This window comes from Bradyrhizobium sp. SZCCT0148 (assembly GCF_018129985.1).
GTDB lineage: Bacteria > Pseudomonadota > Alphaproteobacteria > Rhizobiales > Xanthobacteraceae > Bradyrhizobium > Bradyrhizobium japonicum_H.
In genome coordinates, this window is the sequence record NZ_JAFCKT010000014.1 from 47,841 (window position 1) to 68,876 (window position 21,036).

Annotated in this window: 21 protein-coding genes; 12 read left to right on the forward strand and 9 right to left on the reverse strand. The window is 63.6% G+C overall.

From position 1 onward, the window contains the following. Positions 1-12: 12 nt before the first annotated feature. Both JQ580_RS28575 and JQ580_RS28580 read right to left on the reverse strand, forming a co-directional pair. A complete protein-coding gene (locus JQ580_RS28575; RefSeq protein WP_212283890.1) occupies positions 13-498 on the reverse strand; it encodes a phage holin family protein in 486 nt (161 codons plus the stop codon). Continuing rightward, a complete protein-coding gene (locus tag JQ580_RS28580; protein ID WP_212283892.1) occupies positions 499-774 on the reverse strand; it encodes a hypothetical protein in 276 nt (91 codons plus the stop codon). Between the two features lie 162 nt (positions 775-936). Here JQ580_RS28580 and JQ580_RS28585 point away from each other — a divergent pair, with 162 nt between their 5' ends. The 3 genes from JQ580_RS28585 to JQ580_RS28595 are packed head-to-tail and all read left to right on the forward strand — an operon-like array spanning position 937 to position 3,950. After that, on the forward strand, positions 937-2,073 hold the full coding sequence (locus JQ580_RS28585) for an ABC transporter permease (protein WP_212283894.1): 1,137 nt from the start codon (positions 937-939) through the stop codon (positions 2,071-2,073). Positions 2,074-2,075: 2 nt separating this feature from the next. After that, positions 2,076-2,843 (forward strand): ABC transporter ATP-binding protein, encoded by a 768-nt coding sequence (locus tag JQ580_RS28590; RefSeq protein WP_212283896.1) that lies wholly within the window; start codon positions 2,076-2,078, stop codon positions 2,841-2,843. 3 nt (positions 2,844-2,846) lie between these two features. Continuing rightward, positions 2,847-3,950: an ABC-type transport auxiliary lipoprotein family protein gene (locus JQ580_RS28595; protein ID WP_212283898.1), complete on the forward strand. Its 1,104-nt coding sequence runs from the start codon at positions 2,847-2,849 to the stop codon at positions 3,948-3,950. A 6-nt stretch (positions 3,951-3,956) separates the two neighbouring features. On the opposite strand, the gene JQ580_RS28600 is transcribed toward JQ580_RS28595, so the two are convergent. Then, positions 3,957-4,274: a c-type cytochrome gene (locus JQ580_RS28600; RefSeq protein ID WP_212283900.1), complete on the reverse strand. Its 318-nt coding sequence runs from the start codon at positions 4,272-4,274 to the stop codon at positions 3,957-3,959. Positions 4,275-4,428: 154 nt separating this feature from the next. On the opposite strand from JQ580_RS28600, the gene JQ580_RS28605 reads away from it, so the two are divergent. The 3 genes from JQ580_RS28605 (at position 4,429) to JQ580_RS28610 (ending at position 6,357) form a co-directional block, all read left to right on the forward strand. Then, positions 4,429-5,142 carry a helix-turn-helix domain-containing protein gene (locus JQ580_RS28605; RefSeq protein WP_212283902.1) on the forward strand — a complete coding sequence of 238 codons (714 nt, stop codon included), beginning with the start codon at positions 4,429-4,431 and terminating at the stop codon, positions 5,140-5,142. Positions 5,143-5,232: 90 nt separating this feature from the next. Further along, on the forward strand, positions 5,233-5,358 hold the full coding sequence (locus tag JQ580_RS34165; RefSeq protein WP_283814004.1) for a hypothetical protein: 126 nt from the start codon (positions 5,233-5,235) through the stop codon (positions 5,356-5,358). A 270-nt stretch (positions 5,359-5,628) separates the two neighbouring features. Beyond that, complete coding sequence (locus tag JQ580_RS28610; RefSeq protein ID WP_212283904.1) at positions 5,629-6,357, forward strand: Crp/Fnr family transcriptional regulator; 729 nt, start codon at positions 5,629-5,631, stop codon at positions 6,355-6,357. An 8-nt stretch (positions 6,358-6,365) separates the two neighbouring features. Here the strand turns inward: JQ580_RS28610 and JQ580_RS28615 are convergent, their stop codons facing one another. Next, on the reverse strand, positions 6,366-7,142 hold the full coding sequence (locus JQ580_RS28615; protein WP_212283906.1) for a cyclase family protein: 777 nt from the start codon (positions 7,140-7,142) through the stop codon (positions 6,366-6,368). Between the two features lie 291 nt (positions 7,143-7,433). Here JQ580_RS28615 and JQ580_RS28620 point away from each other — a divergent pair, with 291 nt between their 5' ends. The 5 genes from JQ580_RS28620 (at position 7,434) to JQ580_RS28640 (ending at position 12,784) form a co-directional block, all read left to right on the forward strand. Then, a complete protein-coding gene (locus JQ580_RS28620; RefSeq protein WP_212283908.1) occupies positions 7,434-8,405 on the forward strand; it encodes a TRAP transporter substrate-binding protein in 972 nt (323 codons plus the stop codon). Between the two features lie 65 nt (positions 8,406-8,470). After that, positions 8,471-9,022: a TRAP transporter small permease gene (locus JQ580_RS28625; RefSeq protein ID WP_212283910.1), complete on the forward strand. Its 552-nt coding sequence runs from the start codon at positions 8,471-8,473 to the stop codon at positions 9,020-9,022. Further along, positions 9,013-10,305 carry a TRAP transporter large permease gene (locus tag JQ580_RS28630; RefSeq protein WP_212283912.1) on the forward strand — a complete coding sequence of 431 codons (1,293 nt, stop codon included), beginning with the start codon at positions 9,013-9,015 and terminating at the stop codon, positions 10,303-10,305. Before JQ580_RS28625 ends, JQ580_RS28630 begins: the two co-directional genes overlap by 10 nt. A 21-nt stretch (positions 10,306-10,326) precedes the next feature. Continuing rightward, positions 10,327-11,133 carry an SDR family NAD(P)-dependent oxidoreductase gene (locus JQ580_RS28635; RefSeq protein WP_212283914.1) on the forward strand — a complete coding sequence of 269 codons (807 nt, stop codon included), beginning with the start codon at positions 10,327-10,329 and terminating at the stop codon, positions 11,131-11,133. Positions 11,134-11,524: 391 nt separating this feature from the next. Next, positions 11,525-12,784, forward strand: a complete 1,260-nt coding sequence (locus JQ580_RS28640) for a hypothetical protein (RefSeq protein WP_212283916.1) — start codon at positions 11,525-11,527, stop codon at positions 12,782-12,784. A gap of 139 nt (positions 12,785-12,923) precedes the next feature. On the opposite strand, the gene JQ580_RS28645 is transcribed toward JQ580_RS28640, so the two are convergent. The 4 genes from JQ580_RS28645 to JQ580_RS28660 are packed head-to-tail and all read right to left on the reverse strand — an operon-like array spanning position 12,924 to position 17,205. Next, a complete protein-coding gene (locus tag JQ580_RS28645) occupies positions 12,924-13,622 on the reverse strand; it encodes a molybdate ABC transporter substrate-binding protein (protein ID WP_212283918.1) in 699 nt (232 codons plus the stop codon). Next, on the reverse strand, positions 13,619-15,751 hold the full coding sequence (locus tag JQ580_RS28650) for a xanthine dehydrogenase family protein molybdopterin-binding subunit (protein WP_212283920.1): 2,133 nt from the start codon (positions 15,749-15,751) through the stop codon (positions 13,619-13,621). The genes JQ580_RS28645 and JQ580_RS28650 overlap by 4 nt, the downstream gene beginning before the upstream one ends. After that, a complete protein-coding gene (locus JQ580_RS28655; protein ID WP_212283922.1) occupies positions 15,748-16,218 on the reverse strand; it encodes a (2Fe-2S)-binding protein in 471 nt (156 codons plus the stop codon). Before JQ580_RS28655 ends, JQ580_RS28650 begins: the two co-directional genes overlap by 4 nt. A gap of 12 nt (positions 16,219-16,230) precedes the next feature. Beyond that, positions 16,231-17,205, reverse strand: a complete 975-nt coding sequence (locus JQ580_RS28660; protein WP_212283924.1) for a tripartite tricarboxylate transporter substrate binding protein — start codon at positions 17,203-17,205, stop codon at positions 16,231-16,233. Positions 17,206-17,439: 234 nt separating this feature from the next. On the opposite strand from JQ580_RS28660, the gene JQ580_RS28665 reads away from it, so the two are divergent. Next, the gene (locus tag JQ580_RS28665; protein ID WP_212283926.1) at positions 17,440-19,542 is read left to right on the forward strand and encodes a molybdopterin oxidoreductase family protein; all 2,103 of its coding nucleotides are present in this window, start codon (positions 17,440-17,442) and stop codon (positions 19,540-19,542) included. On the opposite strand, the gene JQ580_RS28670 is transcribed toward JQ580_RS28665, so the two are convergent. Beyond that, complete coding sequence (locus JQ580_RS28670; protein WP_212283928.1) at positions 19,539-20,909, reverse strand: caspase family protein; 1,371 nt, start codon at positions 20,907-20,909, stop codon at positions 19,539-19,541. The two genes, JQ580_RS28665 and JQ580_RS28670, sit on opposite strands and share 4 nt — an antisense overlap. Between the last annotated feature and the right edge of the window lie 127 nt (positions 20,910-21,036).

Genomic DNA, 21,036 nt, shown 5'->3' on the forward strand with positions numbered 1-21,036 from the left:
GCGCGTCCTGCCTCAAGATTCGGCTTCAGTCGGCGAACCGGCGGATTTGCCTGCCGACGTCCGCAAATTCCTGATGATGATCGCGATCAACGGCACCAGCACCGGCACGATCGTGCTGAGCGGATGATGCAACGCGCCCGACACCTGCGCCTGGAACGCGCGCGCCTCGAACTGAAGAGCTTCGATGGAGGTGTCATGAATTTCGTTGGCGAGCTCGATGTCGCGGCCCGACGGAGCGCGGCCGGCGATCGCGAAGAGGGCGGCTGCGATGGCGAAATTGACGGCGCCGAGGATGGCGGCCGCGGCAATTGCACTCCAGATCTGCACCAGCCCGAAATAGGCAGACAGCTCCAGCATCAGGAGTCCGAACGCCGCGATCAGCGCCGCAAAGGCGCGCAAACCGAGGCCGACAAGCAGATGGCGCAGCCTGATGTCCGCGATAATCCTGTCGGTGCGCCACAATGCGCGCAAATGTTTGACCACGTTTTCGGTATTCACCTAGTGTCTCCTCAGCATGAAGCCGACAACGACGCCGAGCGCGAAGGCGGAGGCAAGCGACGTGATCGGACGGTCCGCAATGAGACCCTGAAGCTGCGCCTGCTCTTCGTCCACGGTCTCGCCGAGTTCGGTCAGCGCGGCCCTGATCTGATCGGCGAGCGCCTCGGCGCGGTCCTTCGAGCTATTGAACATCTCCTCGCCCGCAGTGCTCAGCAAGCGTGTGACATCGACCTTCAAGGCCCGCAATTCTTCGCTCATCCTGTCACTGTCGAACATGGACTCGTACCCCCATTGATTGGCGGCAAGCCTAAGGCCCGCCCGTGCGGTCGGGCTTGATTTGCCTCAAGCGGTGGCTTTGAGACAGGTCAAACCGGCCGCCATATGCTGGCCTAGAAGTGCCGTCTGAATGGGGACCAATTGTCCCGACGAGGTGGAAGCGTGAACCACGAACCGCTGTTGCTCGCGACGCCGTCAGGCGACGCGCTGAACTTGCGCCCCGAAGGTCGCTGGACCGCCGCAAACGTGGTCACGCTCGAGACTTTGTCCCGGTCGGTCGGTGCCGACGTCGATCGCTCGCGCGTCGTCACCCTGGACATGTCGGGCGTCAGCGCGCTGGATACGCTCGGCGCCTGGGTTCTGGAAAAACTGTCGCGCAGGGCCGCAGCATCGGGCAAATCGGCCGAATTCGTCGGCGTTGCCGATCATTTCAGCGGGCTGCTCGATGAGGTGCGCCAGGTCAACCGCCACGCGCCGCTGCCGGTCGCCGCACCCAATCCGGTGCTGGCGAGGCTGGGCGACCTCGGCAAGGCAACTGCCGGTGCGCGGGAAGACATCACGATCTTCCTGCAGATGCTCGGCGCATTGTTCATGGCCCTGATCGGCGTGCTGCGCCGGCCGCGATCGCTGCGGCTGACCTCGCTGATCTATCAGCTCTACCGGATTGGCTGGCAGGCGATCCCCATCATCGCGCTGATCACGTTCCTGATCGGCGCCATCATCGCGCAGCAGGGCTTCTTTCATTTCCGCAGGTTCGGTGCGGAGTCCTACACCGTCGACATGGTCGGCATCCTGGTGCTGCGCGAGCTCGGCGTGCTGATCGTCGCCATCATGGTCGCGGGCCGGTCGGGAAGTGCCTACACCGCCGAACTCGGCTCGATGAAGATGCGCGAGGAAATCGACGCGCTATCCACCATGGGGCTCGATCCCGTCGACGTGCTGATCCTGCCGCGCGTTGCGGCGCTGGTCATCGCGCTGCCGATCCTCACCTTCATCGGATCCATTGCCGCGCTCTATGGCGGCGGTCTCGTCGCGCAGTTCTACGGCGACATGGGCCCCGCGATCTACATCGCGCGGCTGCACGAGGCCATCTCCGTCACCCATTTCAAGGTGGGCATCCTGAAGGCGCCGTTCATGGCGCTGGTGATCGGGATCGTGGCCTGCAGCGAGGGACTGCGCGTCAAGGGCAGCGCGGAATCGCTCGGCCGGCAGACCACGACGTCGGTGGTGAAGTCGATCTTCCTGGTGATCGTGCTCGACGGCCTGTTCGCGATCTTCTTCGCCTCGATCGGAATGTGACGATGGACGTAGCGCAGGACCAGTTCGCGATCCGCGTCCATGACCTCGTGGTCGGCTTCGGCCGCCAGACCGTGCTCGACCATCTGTCGCTCGACGTTCGCCGCGGCGAGATCCTCGGGCTGGTGGGCGCGTCCGGCGGCGGCAAGTCGGTGCTGATGCGCACCATCATCGGCCTCATCCCGCGCCAAGGCGGGACGATCGAAGTCATGGGGCAGCCCACCGGCGGCCACGGCCGCGGCGCCGCCACGATATGGGGCATCCTGTTCCAGCAGGGGGCACTGTTCTCCTCGCTGACGGTTCGCCAGAACGTCCAGTTTCCCTTGCGCGAAAATCTGGTCCTGTCGCAGGAACTGATGGACGAGATCGCGATCGCCAAGCTGGAGATGGTCGGCTTGCGCCCCCAGGATGCGGACAAATATCCGGCGGAGCTGTCGGGCGGCATGACCAAGCGCGTGGCGTTGGCGCGCGCGCTCGCGCTCGATCCGCCGATCCTGTTCCTGGACGAGCCGACCTCCGGCCTCGATCCGATCGCCGCCGGCGATTTCGACGTGCTGATCAAGACGCTGCAAAAGACGCTGGGTCTGACCGTATTCATGGTGACCCACGACCTTGCGAGCCTGACCACGGTTTGCGACCGCGTCGCCGCGCTCGCCGACGGCAAGATCGTGGCGATCGGCCCGATGCGCGAATTGCTGCAATCCGAGCATCCCTGGGTGCGCGCCTATTTCCACGGCAAGCGCTCGCAGATGCTGCAACACGAGATGAGATGAGACATGGAAACCCGCGCTCCTTACGTGCTGATCGGCAGTTTCGTGCTGGCCGCGATCCTCGCGGTGTTCGGCTTCGTCTATTGGCTGAACAACACCGGCGGCATCGGGCCACGCACGAACTATCATGTGCAATTCCAGGGTTCGGTCCCGGGCCTGCTGGTCGGCGCCGGCGTGCTGTTCAACGGCATCCGGGTCGGCGAGGTGACGCAGCTGGGGCTTGCGCCCGATAACCCGCGTTTTGTCAATGCGACGATTTCGGTTGCGACCGCCACGCCGGTGCGTTCCGACACCAAGGTCGGTCTTGAATTCCAGGGCCTGACCGGCGTGCCGGTGGTGACGTTGGAGGGCGGCGTGATCGTCGCCAAGACCGGCGAGCCCTTGACCTTGATCGCGGAGGCCGGCGCCGGCCAGAGCATGACCCAGGCGGCGCGCGACGCGTTGCGGCGGGTCGACACGGTGCTCCAGGACAATTCCGGCCCGCTGAAGGACACCATCGCGAATTTCAAGACGTTCTCCGACGGCCTCGCGCGCAACACCGGCAAGCTCGACGGCATCCTGGCGGGCCTGGAGAAGATGACCGGCGGTGGCGCTCCCGCGCAGAAGGTCACCTACGATCTACACGCGCCGCAGGGCTCCGAGGCGGCCGGCAAGACACTCTCGGCGTCGCTGGCCATTCCCGAGCCGAGCGCGGTCGCGATGCTGCAGACCCAGCGCATGCTGTTCGCGCCCGTTGGGGACCGGCCGGGCTTTGCCGACTTCCTCTGGGCCGACAGCATTCCGAAATTGGTGCAGGCGCGCCTGATCGACAGCTTCGAGAACTACGATATCGCCCACGCTCCGCTGCGCACGAGCGATCTGGGCCAGGCGGATTACCAGCTCCTGATCGACATCCGCAGTTTCCGGATCGCCACGGAGGGCGAGGCACGGGTCGAGATCGGACTGTCGGCGCGGATCGTCGACAAGAACGGCAAGGTGGTGGCATCGCGCCTGGTCGAGAGCAGTGAAAAGCTCGACAAGGTCGAGCCGGCCGCCGCGGTTGCGGCCTTCGATGCGGCTTTTGCCCGCATCGCCAGGGAGCTGATTGGGTGGACCGTGCAGGCGGTGTGACGCCCACTATTCCAGCGTTTTCAGGTAGGACAGAAGGTCGTGGATCTGGTTCGGATTGAGCTCGAAGGCCGGCATGTCGGGGTGGCCGGTGTAGATCCCTTCCGCCAGCGCCTCGCCAAGGGTCTCGATCGGGTAACGCCGGTGCAGATTGCGCAGCGGCGGCGCGCCCTCGAGCGTGCTACGCGAGACGCGGTCGATCGCGTGACAACGTGCGCAATTGGCCCGCGCAAAGGCCTTGCCACGCTGCTCGGCAGTCGAAGCCGCCAGCGCAGGCGTGATCAGAAGCAGCCCAATCAGGCCGTGACGTAAGGCGCTTTGCAGCATGGAAAGTTGATCCGGTCGAACTCTGGAAGCAGAATATGACGGGGATGCCACTCAAATTTGATCTCTGTCAATTGGCCTTCGCGCATTGCAGTAAAATGCACCCGCGAGGTGGACTCGGCCGGGGGGCGGAGCTGACCGACGCTGGGAGCGGTGGATGAAGCCTTCCGTGGTCACGATTGAGCCGAACGGGCATTTTTGCAGCGAGTGTGCCGTACGCGGAGCGGCGGTTTGTTCGTCGCTGAATGCGGTTGAGCTCAGGGAATTCGAGCATCTCGGACGCCGCGTTCATTTCAACGCCGGCGAGACCGTGTTTTCCGAGGAGGAGATCACGACCTCGTTCTACAACGTCCTCGAAGGCGTCATGCGGCTGTACAAGCTGCTGCCCGACGGCCGGCGGCAGATCGTCGGTTTTGCGTTGCCCGGCGATTTCCTCGGGATGAATCTATCCGGCAGGCACAATTTTTCGGCCGATGCAATCGGTGTCGTGACCGTATGCCAGTTCGCCAAGGCGCCCTTCGGCCGTTTCATCGAAGACCGGCCGCAACTGCTCAAGAGGATCAACGAACTGGCCATCCGTGAATTGAGCCAGGCCCGCGACCACATGGTCCTGCTCGGCCGCCGCTCGGCCGACGAGAAGGTTGCGACCTTCCTGCTCGGCTGGCGCGAGCGGCTGGTCACGCTCAAGGGGCTGTCCGACACGGTACCGCTTCCGATGAGCCGTCAGGACATCGCCGACTATCTCGGCCTGACCATCGAAACCGTCAGCCGCACTTTCACCAAGCTGGAGCGTCACGGCGTGATCGAGATCATTCACGGCGGCATCAGCCTGCTGGATCCTGCCCGCGCCGAGGCGATGGCCGCAGCCTGATTTTTCGTTCGCCCCCTGACGTTTTTGATCTCGATCAAAGACGCCGGCCCGCTGCGGCAAAATAATGCCCAAAACCAACGGGAGGGGTTGATGCCTGCTGACGCGCTGCTGGTGACTGTTATCGTCGTCGCGATCTTCGTCGTATTTGCTTTGACCTTGGCTTGGGCCGACCGGCAAACCAGCTCACGCCGGCTCGATTCGGATCCCAAGCGCTAAGACGTTTCCGCGCCCCTCCAGTCTGGACTTGTCGACGCATGGTGCGGCCGGATGTGCCATGCCAGCGCCTCAACGCAACTGTACTTGCGCGGACCACAACTCTGCATCGATCAATCCAATCAACGCATCCTTCGGATGCGTGCATCTGGCGTGACCGCGGCGTTTTCGCGGCATTTGCCACAAATCGCGCGCGTGCTTTCCGGTTGAAAAGCCTGATAACGTTGACTACGCAGGAACTCCAGTGCCTCGTAGTCTTAGGAGCCCCGCGGCGTGCCTCAGGACAAGACCGGCGATCCCCGACAGTCGGCGGGCAACAAACTATCGGTCTTGCGCAAGCACCCGATCTTCGCGGATCTGGAGCCGGAAGCGCTTGATCAGCTCTGCCGCTATGCCAAGCACACCACCGTGAAGCGTGGCGCGACGATCGCTGCCAAGGGCGATCCCGGCAACAGCCTGTTCGCCGTGATCGCGGGGACGGTGAAGATTTCTTCCTCGTCGCCCGATGGTCGTAACGCGATCCTCAATCTGATCGGTCCCGGCGAAATCTTCGGCGAGATCGCGGTGCTCGACGGGGCTCCCCGGTCGGCCGATGCGACCGCCAACACCAATTGCGAGCTCTACATCATCGATCGCCGGGACTTCCTGCCGTTCGTGAAGAGCCAGCCGGCACTGGCGATGAAATTCATCGAGCTGCTCTGCGCCCGTCTGCGCTGGACCAGCCAGCAGGTCGAGCAGGTCATCCTCCAGAATCTGCCGGGCCGGCTGGCGAGCGCGCTGCTCGGGCTCACCGAGGAGCGCAAATTCGACTCCGGCAGCGGCACGCTCGCCATCACGCAGCAGGAGATCAGCGAGATGGTGGGGATGACGCGCGAGAGCATCAACAAGCAATTACGCGCCTGGGCCGGCCGCAACTGGGTTCGCCTCGAGCACGGCGCCATCGTCGTGCTCGATACCGACGCGCTGCGCGAACTCGCCGAGAGCGGCCTGAACGGCGAGTAACGGCGTGCCTAGCTGTCGATGATGGCGACGGCGCGGGTCCAGCCCGCGGAGGCGCGTTCGATCTTGACCGGAAAACATGAGACGGTGAAACCGGTCGAGGGCAGCTGGTCGAGATTGTGCAGCTTCTCCAGATGGCAATAGCCGATGTGCCGTCCCGCCTTGTGGCCCTCCCAGATCAGGCCGGCGTCTCTTGTCTCGGCATATTTCTTCGCGGTGTAGACGAAAGGCGCGTCCCAGCTCCAGCCGTCAGTGCCGGTCAGCCGAACGCCGCATTCGAGCAGATACATGGTGGCCTCATAGCCCATGCCGCAGCCGGAATTGACGTAGTCGGCCTGACCGAACCTGGCGCCGGCGCTGGTGTTGACGACCACGATCTCCAGCGGCGACAGCGTGTGCCCGATGCGCTTCAGCTCCTTCTCGACGTCGTCGGCGCTTGCCACGTAGCCGTCGGGCAGATGCCGGAAGTCGAGCTTCACGCCGGGCTGAAGGCACCATTCCAGCGGCACCTCGTCGATCGTCCATGACCGCTCGCCGCGGTTCATGGTCGGATGGAAGTGCCAGGGCGCATCGAGATGCGTGCCGTTATGGGTCGACAGCGAAACCTGTTCGACCGCCCAGCCCTGTCCGTCGGGCAGATCCTTTGCCTTGAGGCCGTCGAAAAACTGCAGCATGCGCGGCAGCCCTTGTTGGTGATCGATGTACTGGATGGTCGGGTGATTGCCGGGCGGATCAGCCGTCACGTCATTTTTGAGCGGGACCGAGATATCGATCAGCTTCCGCGGCATGGGCATTCCTTCGAGATAATCCCCTGTTTCGGGCATCTTGAGGGGCCTCTCTTGGTCGCGTCAAGTCACGTCCCAGCGACGCAAGCCGTCCTGCCGGCTTCCGCAATGACGCGAATTGCGCCAGATTGATCGATGCAACTGCGGCATCGATCAATGCCGGATTTGGCTTGGACATGGAATGCCGCGCGCCCTAGGGACGACATTGGCGCTTGACTTCACACCTGAAGGGGAGCGACCCAAGGCGGCCTGCAGCAAGCCGACAACGACATAATCAACCAGGAGGAAGCCCAGATGAAGACACTCACCGGTATCATCGCAGCCGTTGCATTGGTGCTCTCAGCGCCACTGGCGACCGCGCGCGACTTCCGCTCCGCCGACATCCATCCCGCCGATTATCCGACCGTCGAGGCCGTCAAGTTCATGGGCAAGCAGCTCGCGGCAGCGAGCGGCGGCAAGCTCGGCGTCAAGGTGTTTCCGAACGGAGCCCTGGGCTCCGAAAAGGACACCATCGAGCAACTCAAGATCGGCGCGCTCGACATGATGCGGATCAATGCGTCGCCGCTCAACAATTTCGTGCCGGAAACAATCGCATTATGCCTGCCCTTCGTCTTCCGCGACACCCAGCACATGCGCACCGTCCTCGACGGGCCGATCGGCGATGAGATCCTGGCAGCCATGGAGCCGGCTGGACTGGTCGGGCTTGCCTATTACGATAGCGGCGCCCGGTCCATTTACACCGTCAAGGCGCCGGTCAAGTCGCTGGCAGACTTGAAGGGCCTGAAGATCCGCGTCCAGCAGTCCGATCTGTGGGTCGGCATGATCCAGAGCTTAGGGGCCAACCCGACGCCGATGCCTTATGGTGAAGTCTATACGGCGCTCAAGACCGGCCTCGTGGATGCCGCCGAAAACAATTGGCCTTCCTACGAATCGTCGCGCCATTTCGAGGCCGCCAAGTTCTACAACATCACAGAGCACTCCCTGGCGCCCGAAGTTCTGGTGATGTCCAAGAAGGTTTGGGACACGCTGAGCAAGGAGGATCAGGCCATGGTCCGCAAGGCGGCCAAGGAATCGGTGCCGGTCATGCGCAAGCTCTGGGACGAGCGTGAGCAGGCGTCCCGCAAGACGGTCGAGGCCGCCGGCGTTCAGGTCGTCACGATCGCCAACAAGCAGGAATTCGTCGACGCGATGAAGCCGGTGTACCAGAAGTTCGCGGGTGACGAGAAGCTGCAGGGCCTCGTGAAGCGTATCCAGGACACGAAGTAAGACCACAGCGTCGGCCCCGGCGTCGCCGCGAAGGCGACACCGGGTCTTCGCACGGAGACGCGGCAATGACAGATCCACACGTTGCAGACCACGAGCAGGGGGCGGCCGCCGCACGCCCGGCGACCGGCTTGCTGTCGCGCGTCAATGCCGTCGTCGCGCGTGCGGGCATGTATCTGTCCGTGAGCGGATTGCTCCTCATCGTCACCGTCGTGTTCTACCAGGTGTTCGGCCGATACGTGCTCAATTCCAGCCCGACCTGGACGGAGAACCTTGCGCTGGTTCTCATCCTTTATGTCACGCTGATCGGCGCTGCCGTCGGCGTGCGCGATGCCGGACACATCGGCATGGACAGCCTGCTGGTGATGCTGCCTGATCACGCGCGAGAGAAGATCGAACTCGTCATCCACGTGCTGGTGGCCGCGTTTGGTGTCGCCATGGCCTATAACGGGTGGATCCTCGGCGCATCCGTCGGAACCGTGAAGATCCCAAATCTCGGCCTCCCCGAGATCGTCCGCTACGTCCCGTTGATCGCCTCCGGCGTCCTGATCGTCTCCTTTTCCATCGAGCACATCATTGCTCTCTTGCGTGGCGAAGAGGTCGTCCCCTCATGGAACTGATCATTCTCGGGGCTTCCTTCTTCGGCTTCCTGATCCTCGGCGTCCCCGTCGCCTTCGCCATCGGCCTCTCGGCGCTCTGCACCATCCTCTACGAGGGCCTGCCGGTCGCCGTCATCTTCCAGCAGATGATGTCCGGGATGAACATCTTCTCGTTCCTTGCGATTCCGTTCTTCGTCCTCAGCGGTGAGCTGATGCTGCATGGCGGGGTCGCCGACAAGATCGTGCAGCTCGCCAAGAATCTCGTCGGGCACATCCGGGGCGGGCTCGGCATGTCGAACGTGGTCGCCTGCACGCTGTTCGGCGGCGTATCCGGCTCGCCCGTGGCCGACGTGTCGGCGATGGGCGCGGTGATGATCCCGATGATGAAAAAGGAGGGGTTCGACACCGACTACGCCGTCAACGTCACCACCCACGCCTCGCTGGTGGGCGCCTTGATGCCGACCAGCCACAACATGATCATTTATGCCCTGGCCGCCGGCGGCAAGGTCTCGATTGGTGCGCTGATCGCCGCCGGCCTTTTGCCGGCGATCGTGCTGATGGCGTGCATGCTGGTCGCCGCTTACGGCGTTGCGGTGAAGCGCGGCTATCCGGCCGGCAAGTTTCCGGGCTGGGCCGAGGTTTTCCGCTCGCTGGCGGCGGCACTCCCCGGCCTTCTGATCGTCGGCATCATCCTGACGGGCATCCTGTCCGGCGTCTTCACGGCAACTGAATCCGCAGCCGTCGCGGTCACCTACACGATGCTGCTGACGTTCTTCATCTACCGCACCATGACCTGGAGCAACTTCCTGCGTGCCGCCGCCAAGGCGGTGAAGACGACGGGCGTGGTGCTGCTGCTGATCGGCGTCTCCACCATGTTCCAGTATCTGATGGGGCTCTACGAGGTGGCTGATCTCGCAGGCAATTTGATGGGAAAGGTCTCGACGCAGCCCTGGGTCATCTTTCTGCTCATCAACGTCATCCTGTTCGTGCTCGGCACCTTCATGGACATGGCGGCGACGATCCTGATCTGCACCCCGATCTTCCTGCCGATCGCGATGAAGGCGGGTATGGATCCGGTCCAATTCGGCATGCTGATGCTGATCAACTGCGCTCTCGGACTCAACACCCCGCCGGTCGGAACCACCCAGTTCGTAGGCTGTGCGATCGGCGGCATCTCGGTGGGCGCGGTGATGCGCACCATCCTGCCGTTCTACGCCGCGCTGATCGCAGCCCTGATGTTCGTGACTTACGTCCCCGCATTCTCGCTGTGGCTGCCCCGCCTGCTGATGGGCTACAAGGGCTAGCAGCTACAGGAGAAGCCAACAGTGACCGACTATCGCAAGCTCTTTGATCTCACCGGCAAGACGGCCGTGGTGCTCGGCGCCGCATCGGGCATCGGCAAATCGTCGGCCGAGGCGCTGGCTGGGCTCGGGGCGCGCGTCGTCTGCGCCGATCGCGCGCTTGACGCCGCGGAGGCGACCGCCGCCGGCATTCGCGACAAGGGTGGCTGGGCGGAAGCAGCCGGCTGTGATGCCGCAAGCGCTGCGGACGTCAGTGCGCTGGCCAAGACGGTGATGCAGAAATTTCCCCGGCTCGACATCGCCGTGACGACGCCCGGGCTCAATATCCGCAAGACGATCCTCGACTACACCGAGGAGGATCTCGACCGCGTCCTCAACCTCAACGTCAAGGGCACGGTGTGGTTCTTCCAGGCCTTCGGCCGCATCATGGTCGCGCAAAAGGGTGGCAGCATCATCGCCTGCTCGTCGGTGCGCGCGGTGACCATCGAGCCGGGCCTCGGCGTCTACGGCTCGACCAAGGCGGCCATCGGCCTGCTGGTGAAGGGCTTTGCCTCCGAGGTCGGCCATGCCGGCGTGCGCGTCAACGCAATCGCGCCAAGCATTGCGGAGACTGCGCTGACCGGTCCGTTCAAGCAGCGCCCCGACATCTACAATCTCTACGCTGGCCACACCGTGTTCAACCGCTGGAGCAGCGCCGACGAGGTCGCGACCGCCGTCGCCTATCTCGCCTCGGACGCTGCGAGCTATGTCAGCGGCAGCACGCTGTTCGTCGATGGCGGCTGGACCGCCGTCGACGGCCCGCCGACAGGCCTCACCCAGCTGCACAAATAGGCGGGCCGTCAGGGCGTGTACTCATAAGTTCGACCGGCCCGCGCGAAGGGGCCGTGTCCGTTGTTTCTTCAACACCGGACACAGGCCAATTCGCTCTGGCTAGTCCGTTAAGGGCCCACGAGCCGTAATACTTGCAGTGAGCAAATCCAGTCGGCTCTGCCTCCGACAGGAGACCTCAGCGAGACCTCCAACACTAGTCGCGAAGGGCCAAAAGCCAACTTGCGGGCTGCTGTCGCTTGCCTTCGCACATAGTTCCGCAATTACGATGGTCAACGATTGCTAAAAACGAAGCCGCAAAAGATGACAGGTCACCGATTATTTCCACAACCTCTGTTTGCTAAGAGGTTCAACTGCTACAGCAGTCCGACCGTAATCGAACGTATAAATTGGCATGAAGACATTCCCCAGCTTGATCTTCGGGAGCGTTGTCGTTTTGCTCGGCTTGGGGCTTATGCTGCTGTTTTCGCAGCCTTGGCTCGTCTTCGGCGCCCTTATGAGTTTTACAAAGTCGGTCAAGGTCACCACACCTGGGGAGGATCGGGGTTACTATTACAGGTTCAGGGCCAGCTACGATTACAAAGGCGAGCCGCTTGATTTCGACATCGTGGTCGGTTGCCGCGTTAAGATAACGACCTACAAGGATAACGACCGAACAGTCGAAGTTGGTGTCGTCCCCACGCTCTTCGGGCTCAAGACAAGAGATCAGCATGGTGTGGCAGTACAGGTGCCCCAAGCTTGTAAAGGCGAGACCACGCAGAACGGCAGAGTTCCCAAAACGCTATTACCGCTCGTGGTCACCTATCAACGTGCTGACGAGCCTTGGTCTGGCGTCGCCTATGCGTCAGAGGATGCGTACAACAACCCGCGCTCCGAATTGAAATTCCTGGGTTCTACGATTGCTCGAGCAACGCGCGAAGAATGGCAAGCGTGGCGTGAGACCGAGGCGGGAAAGAATTTCATCACCTACGAGGTGTTGGGCATCAACCCGGCAAATATGTGGGATTTTCCTAGGTGGAAGCCGGGGCTTCGTGTGATGGCCTCACAGTGCCTCAGCATTTCAAGAGTGAAGCTCTCCGACGCGGTACGCACCGTCGTGACATCTGGCTGGCCTCCCAGTAAACCGAGTTATTGGTTTCCGGATGAGCGGACCCGTCAATCGCTTTGGGATATCGCTTATGGACCTAATAAGCCTCCGCTCATTGACGGCAACCGGTTTCAAGATTTCTTAGAGAGTGGCTCTCCGGGCTTGAATGGGCTGGCCAGACGCGAACCCGGCGCAGTCATTTTCTTCAGTCGCCAAGTCGAAGGCGATGTTTACCCTGCCCACACAGATCTTTCGATTAATCGGCTGGAGCCTACCGGTGAACTTGCAGCCGAAATGAGAGCAAAAGAACGGTTGGATTATTCGGCAGCTGAAATCAAGCCGGAACTACGGGGCTTTGCCTTTTGCGATAGCTCAATCGTTTCGATCAACGGCGCGCCGCAATGGCCTCCCAAATATCTGTATCGCAATGCGAATCGGGTCAACGGCGAGGCGATCAGCGAACAACTCGCAAAGTATGGCACCAACTACAGCATCGCATTCGAGCGCGACGAGTACATCATCTTTTTACGAATCTACGAACTTGCGAGCAGCTTCGCAAAATTGTGAGGGAGCCGACTAAAGTTGAGCGGTCGTAATCGGTCACCGTCTTCGGTCGCAGGTCAGCTATGGGTCATCAGCCGCCGATCACGCTCAAGGTTGCAGACTTCCGTTTTGCGTTGGAAGCCGGCGTTTATGAGTACATACCCTAGCCGGCGAATCCGACGCGCTGGCGCAGCTCCCTGTGATCTGCGCGGGTCAGCAACGCGACCAGCGCGGCTGCCTCCTTCGGATGCGCGGCCCCAGCGGTCACGCCGGCGGTGTACATCGTCACGAGTTCGCAGCCCGGCGGCAGCGCCCCTGACAGTTCAATGCCGCCTGTGGCGATGATCTCGGTCACCTGCGTGCATCCGATCGGTCTTGCCGCCGTCGATGCCGCGAGCTCGCGCATGGCCGTTGCACCGTTTGGAAATATCTTGAGGCGCGGGGCAACTTCAGAGGCGATGCCGAGCTGGTCCAGCACTTTTGCGACATGCTGGCCCGCGGTCGAGGCCTTGGTGTCGGGGACGTAGATGGCATCGGCGCTGCGCAGAACCTCGCGCAGATCGGCCTCGGTCTTCGCCGTCACCTTGGGATCGCGGCTGCGGACCGCCAGCGCGGTCTCGACCCGGCCGACATCCGTGATTGACGAGGCAACGACGAGATTTTCGTCGGCAAGCTTCGCCAGCAGCGCCTGCGTCAGGATCACGAGATCGGTCGGCGTTCCCGCGCGCAGCTTGTCGGCCATGATGCCGACTGCGCCGAATTGGCCGTCGATGCCGAGGCCGGTCTGCGCCTTGAAGGCGTCGCTGAGGCCGCGTACGAGACCTTGCGCCGCGCCGCCGCTCAAAATGTTCACCGTCGTCAAGGCGCACGCTCCATCGCTGCAATGATCCTGTCCCGCGTGATCGGCAGGTCGCGCACGCGTACGCCGAGGCAATCGTAGACCGCATTCGCGATCGCCGCCGTCACCGGGCCGTGTGCGGCCTCACCGGCGCCGACCGGCTCGATCTCCGGCCGCTGGATGATCTCGACATCCACGGCCGGTACCTCGCTGAAGGTCAGTATCGGATAGTCGGTCCATGACGTGGATGTGATGCGCGTCCTGTCGAAGCGGACGCGTTCCTTCAGCACCCAGCTGGCCGCCTGGATTGCGCCACCCTCGATCTGGTTGATGACGCCGTCCGGGTTGATGGCCTCGCCGACATCGACGGCCAGCGTCAGCCGCCTCACGCGGACGCCGTCGGCGCCCTTGATCTCGGCAATCGCGGCACAATAGGCCCCCGTGTTCTTGTAGCGGGCAAAGCCGAGGCCGTGGCCGATGCCGGGCTGCTTCTGTGGCTTCCACTGTGCACGTCGTGCCGCAGCGCGAATGACGTCGCGCGCCCGCTCGTCGCGCAGGTGCCGCAGGCGGAATGCGATCGGATCTTCGCCGCGCAGCTCTGCGATCTCGTCGAGCAGGGATTCGATGGCGAACACGTTGCCTTGCCCGCCCAGCGTCCGCAGCGCCGAGGTCCGTACCGGCATGGTCAGCAGCCGGTGGCTGGTGATGGTCCAGGCGGGGAAGTCATAAAGCGGAACGGAATTGCGATCGCCGCCACCACCATTGGCGGCCGGCGGGTTGGTCGAGACCATGCGCGGGTAGGGATTTGCGATCTCACTCGCCGCCAGCAGCGTCGGCTGCGCCGCGCGTCCGGGCCGTGCCGCATGACCGTTGCTCCAGATCGCGTGGCGCCAGCCCGTGATCTCGTTGTTCGAGTCGAGATCGGCCTCGATCTCGATGGCCATCGCCGCGCCGAACGGCGCATGAGACATCTCGTCGTGGCGCGACCACTGCACGCGAACCGGGCGGCCGCCGGCCGCCTTCGCCAGCAGCACGGCATCGAGCGCGACGTCGTCGGCCGCGTTGTGTCCGTAACAGCCGGCGCCCTCGATGTGCTCCACCACGATGCTCTCGGCCGGCAGCTTGAGCACGATCGCGAGATCCGCACGGAGCAGATAGACGCCCTGGCTGTGCGTCCAGACATGAACACGATCACCGTCCCATTGCGCCACGGCGCAGGACGGCGCGATCGAGGCATGCGCGATGTAGGGGCGGGTGTATTGCCGGCGGAGCGTTTGGGCGGGATGGCGCGCCGGCTCCGCCATCCTGGTATCGATGATGGTGGTCTCGACCGGCTGGCTCTTCAGGAAGCCTGCCAGATCGTCGTCGTCCGGCAACGGCCCGCCGTCCGACCAAGTCGCGCCCTTGCGCAAGGCTTTGAGCGCGGCTTCCGCCGCCGTCTCGTTGTCGGCAACCACCCCGGCAAAGCCGCCGTCGCGGACGATGGCAATAAAGCCGGGGACTGCGCGCGCGGCCGCCTCATTGAGTGCGATCAATCTGGCGTCCGGGAGATCCGGGCGCAGCACGCGTCCGTGCACCAGTCCCGGAAGCGCGAGGTCATGGATGAAACGCGGCCGCGCAAACACCTTGTCGGGAATGTCGACACGCTGGACCGAATGTCCGGCGACGGTGCGCGCGGCGGCACTCTTGGCTGTCGGGCTTCCGGTGGCGTCGTGGTCGAGCGAGACCTCGCCCATCAATTCCCAATAACTTGTCCTGACATTGCCGGGGCCTGAGATGGTGCCGTCATCGATATCGAGGCGCGACGCATCGACGCCGAGACGTTCCGAGGCCGCGCGAAGGAAGCGTTGGCGTACTTCGGCACAGACCTGGCGTAGCGCGCGGCCGGACTGCTGGATCGAGAGGCTGCCCGAGGTCACGCCCTCGTTTGGGCTGGCCGCCGTCGAGGCGCGGGTCATCTCGATTCTGGTGATTGCGACATCGAGTTCGTCCGCCGCGATTTGCGCCAGCGCCGTGACGATGCCCTGGCCGATTTCGACCTTGCCAATCGAGATCGCCACGCGGCCGTCGTCGGTGAAGCCGACCCAGGACGACAGCTTGGGATTGGCGACGAGGCTGACCGGCAGCTTCGGGGCAGGGGACAAGGTGTTCATGATGCCGCCATCTCTGCGGCCGCACGCAGGACGGCGCGGACCATGCGGTTGTGCGACCCGCAGCGGCACAGATTGCGATCCAGCGCCGCCCTGACCTCGGCTTCCGTCGGGGACGGATTGCGCTTCAGCAGCGCCGCCGCGCTGATCAGGATTCCAGATACACAATAGCCGCATTGCATCGCCTGTTCGGCGATGAAGGCGCGTTGCAACGGATGCGGTACGCCCACCGTGCCGAGGCCTTCCACAGTGACGATGTCCCTGTCGGCGACCGACCACATCGGCATGTCGCAGGATGCCATGGCGCGATGGTCGACCATGACGTAACAGGCGCCGCACTCACCGGCGCCGCAACCGAAATGCGCGCTCGTGACACCGAGCCGGCCGCGCAGCACGTCGAGCAGCGTCTGGTCGGGCTCGACATCCACGGCCGTCGCTGCGCCGTTGAGCTGAAACTGAATGGCTGGCATTTCCGATACGCCTCAGGACTTGTCGAACTTCTTGACGACGTCGGCCCATTTCTCGATGTCGCCGCGCAGGAATTTGTCGAATTCCTCCGGCGTCATCGACATGGGCGCGGCGCCCTGTTCCATCCAGAGCTTGACGATGTCGGGCCGCTTCACCATTGCGTTGACGGCGGCATTGAGCTTGTCGATGACTGGCTTTGGCGTGCCGGCCGGCGCCATCAGGCCGAGCCATATCGTCGCTTCATAGCCTGCGACACCGGCCTCGATCGCCGTCGGCACGTTCGGCAACACGGTCGAGCGCTGCTTGCCGGTGGTGGCGAGCGCGCGCACCTGGTTCTCGGCGATGTTCGGTGCCATCGCCGGCACCGCGTCGATCATCATCTGCACCTGTCCGCCGATCACGCCGCTGCGCGCCTCGCCGCTGTTGCGATAGGGAACGTGGACGATGTCGATGCCGGCCATGGCTTTGAACAGCTCGCCGGCCATGTGGTAGGGCGTGCCCTGACCGGAGGAGGCGTAGTTCAGCTTGCCCAGCTGCGCCTTGGCGAGTGCGATGAACTCGGGCAACGTCTTCGCCGGGACTTGCGGGTTCACCACGATGACGAGATCGGAATAGTTCACCGGCGCGATCGGCGCGAGGTCGCGCATCAGTTCGTATTTGCGCTTGTCCGCCGTCAGCAGCGATTCGTTCGCGGTCTGGGTGTTGGACATCATCAGCAGCGTGTAGCCGTCGGCCGGCGACTTCGCCGCCTCGATCGTGCCGATGACACCGCCGGCACCGGTGCGGTTCTCGACGACGAAAGGCTGGCCAAGACTCTCCTGCAGCACATTGCCGATCAGCCGGGCCGCGACGTCGGCCGGTCCGCCGGCCCCGAAGGGGACGATAATCCGGACCGCGTGGTTGGGATAATCCTGTGCGAAGGAGGGCGCTGCGGAGATTGCGGCAAGCAGGCCGGCCGTCAAAGCCAGCACGGATCTTCGGGCGATCATGCCCACCTCCCAGATATCGTTTTTGTTGTCCGGCAATGTAGCGGCAGGGACTACAAACTGTCGACGGCTCACGAGGGCGATTAAGATCGGAATATCGGGTGGCTTTCGGTGTGTCCGCGCCGCCCTTCGCGCTTGCAGCAGGAACCGGCGGCGCGCACGGTTTGAGCAAATCGCATGGGCATTGCCGGATAAATGCCCTCGGCTGGCCGGTATTTTGGTGTTACGAACTGGGTTATGAACCCGCACGCCAAGATCGAAAGCAAGATCGAAATCCGCCATTCGACCTGCCCGCACGATTGCCCATCGGCCTGTGCCCTCGACGTCGAGGTGGTCGAAGGCCGCAGCATCGGCCGTGTCCGCGGTTCGAAGAAGCAGACCTACACCGCCGGCGTGGTCTGCGCCAAGGTCGCACGCTACGCCGAACGCATTCATCATCCCGAGCGGCTGATGTATCCGATGCGCCGGACGGGCGCGAAGGGCTCGGGGCAATTCGCGCGCATCTCCTGGGACGAGGCGCTGGACGAAATCGGGCATCGCTTCAATCAGGCCGAGCGCGAGTTCGGCGCAGAATCGATCTGGCCGTATTACTACGCCGGCACCATGGGCCTCGTGATGCGCGACGGCCTCAACCGCCTCACGCATGTCAAAAAGTATTCGCGCTTCTATCAGACCATCTGCGCCAACGTTGCGCGTATCGGATTCGCGATCGGCACCGGCAGGATCGCCGGCGTCGATCCGCGCGAGATGGCGTTGTCTGATCTGGTCGTGATCTGGGGCACCAATCCCGTCAACACCCAGGTCAACGTGATGACGCACGCTGCCCGTGCCCGCAAGGAGCGCGGCGCGAAGATCGCGGCGGTCGATATCTACGACAACGACACCATGAAGCAGGCTGACATCAAGATCATCCTGCGGCCCGGCACCGACGGCGCCTTCGCCTGCGGCGTCATGCATGTCCTGTTCCGTGACGGTTACGCCGACCGCGCCTACATGGACAAATACACCGACTGCCCCGCCGAGCTCGAAGCGCATCTGACGACGCGCACGCCGGAATGGGCGTCCGCGATCTGCGGCGTACCGGTTTCCGAGATCGAGGCCTTCGCCAGGGCGGTCGGCGAGACCAAGCGCGCCTTCTTCCGCTTCGGCTACGGTTTTACGCGGAGCCGCAACGGCGCCACGCAGATGCACGCGGCCAATTGCATTCCCGCGGTGACCGGCGCCTGGCAGTATGAAGGCGGCGGCGCCTTCTTCAACAACTACGCACTCTGGCATTTCAACGAATCCATCATTGAGGGCCACGACGCCATCGATCCGAGCATCCGTGCGCTCGACCAGTCCCAGATCGGCCGCATCCTCACCGGCGATGCCAAAGCTCTGCAAGGCAAAGGCCCGGTCAAGGCGTTGCTGATCCAGAACACCAATCCGATGACGGTGGCGCCGGAGCAGGCTTTGGTGAGGCAGGGCTTTGCGCGCGAGGATCTGTTTGTCGCGGTGCACGAGCAGTTCATGACCGAGACGGCGCAGATGGCCGACATTGTGTTGCCCGCGACCATGTTCATGGAGCATGACGATCTCTATTACGGCGGCGGCCACCAGCACATCTCGGTCGGGCCGAAGCTGATAGACCCGCCCGGCGAATGCCGCTCCAACCATCAGGTGCTGCAGGCGCTGGCGCCGCGGCTCGGTGCCAGGCATCCGGGTTTCGAGATGACGCCGCGCGAATTGATTGACGCGACGCTGAAGCTCAGCAACCACGGCGACATCGCCGGCCTCGAAGCCGACCTCTGGCGCGACCTGCAGCCGGATTTTCGCACCTCGCACTATCTCGACGGCTTTGCCCATGCCGACGGCAAGTTTCACTTCAGGGCCGACTGGGCGCCTCCGCCGTTCGGCGTGACCATGGGCGATGTCGACAACATGCCTGATCTGCCGGACCATTGGGCCGTGATCGAGCAGGCCGATCCGGCGCATCCATTCCGGCTCGCGACCAGTCCGTCGCGCAGCTTCCTCAACACCACCTTCAACGAAACACCGTCCTCGCAGGCGCGCGAGGGCAAGGCGAGCGTGATGATCCATCCACTGGATGCGGCCGCGCTCGACATCGCCGACGGCGATGCGGTGACGCTCGGCAATACCCGCGGCGAGACCACGCTGTTGGCAAGGCTGTTTGACGGCGTGCAGCGCGGCGTGCTGATTGCGGAGTCTGTTCATCCCAACAAGGATCACATCGGCGGCCGCGGCATCAACATGCTGACCGGAGCGGAAACCGTGGCACCGATCGGCGGCGCCGCGTTCCACGACAACAAGGTCTGGATCAAAAAGGCGCTCACCGTTTAAGGCACGCACTCCGAGACGCCGTAGCCTGCGAACTCCTTCGCAATATCAGGGTTCATCGACTTTGCCGACGCGATGTCGGTGGCGCCGTCGCCGCCACTCTTGCGGGTGGCGATGCCGCGACCGAACAGCGACGACGAGGAGCGTGGGTTGCGCTGGATCGCGTCGGTATAGTCCTTGATCGCTTCCGCATTGCGGCCGAGCTTGAGGTTGACGAGACCGCGGCTGTCGAGCGCGTCGCTCAAGCCGGGATTGATCTGCAGGGCCAGATTGCAGTCGGTCAGCGCGCCCTGCAGGTCGCCGGTCGCAGCACGCGTCCAGCAGCGGTTGTTCAGCGCCTGCGCATCCCTGGGATCCCTGCGGATCACCACGTCGAAATCCTGCATGGCGAGTGCGTGCGCGCGCTTGATCGCATAGACCTGGCCGCGCTTGTAGCGCGAGACGACGTCATTGGCGTTCGCCGCGATCTTGCGGCTGAGATCGGCGATGACGGGATCCCGGGCGAGATCGTCGGCACTCGGAGGCGGCTCTGCCTGCGGCGTCTCGCAGGCCGGTTTTTGCGGCCCGGGTTTCGCCGGCGTCGCGTCGCCCTTGTTATCGGGCGGCTGCGTCACCGGGCCCGCGAACGAGAATTCCGTGGTCAGCGACGACGACAGCCACGGCACCTGCTCGCGCCGGGTGGCGGCGACGACGCCGTTCTTGGTGTTGGTCAGCGCCTGCTCGGCACTGATGTTCGGCGTGCGCATCTCGCGCAGCAGTTCGGCGACGAACAGGCCGTGGTCGGTCTTGCCGCTGGCTGCGACCGCTCCGAGCGCGGCGGAGTAGAGCACGAGCGAATTGCTCGGCGCGATCGCCGGTGCAAGGCCCGCCGAATAGCGGCGGAAGCGCCGTTCGAACGGGTTGCGGCGCGAGGCGTCGATCAGCGCGATCTTGATCGCGGCACCGCGCGTGTTCATCTCGGCGAGGATGGTGTCGAGGCTGAAGCCGTCGCGCGCCACATCCGGCTCGGTCCAGATCTGCGCGTCGACCGGCAGAAGGTAGGTCTGCCGGTTGGATTGGATCGCAAAACCATCGAAGAAAATCAGCGCCACCGCGCCGCGCTCGATGCGGGCATAGAAGCGATCCAGCACCTGCCGCATGGCGTCGGCCGTGAGATTGCTCTGGCGGTCGACGACGAAGCCGTCGCGCTTCAATTCTTCGGCGACATCCTGGGTGTCGTTGGCGACGTCGTTCGGCACGAATTCGTTGTCGGGATATCTGGCGTTGCCGATCACCAGCGCCAGCTTGGCCGCATCGGCCGCGCGGCTTGCGCCCAGCACGAGCAGGCCTGTCAGCAACAACATCGTCGCGGCGCGCATGAAATGGCTCATCGGTGATCAAAATCCCCAGTCAGGATAGCGGCCGTCGTCCGTAATTCAATCGCCGGGCGAATTTGCGCCCACACGCTATGGTGACACGGCGTTGCAGAATGGCCTTGCGCGTTCCGCCCGTCCTGCC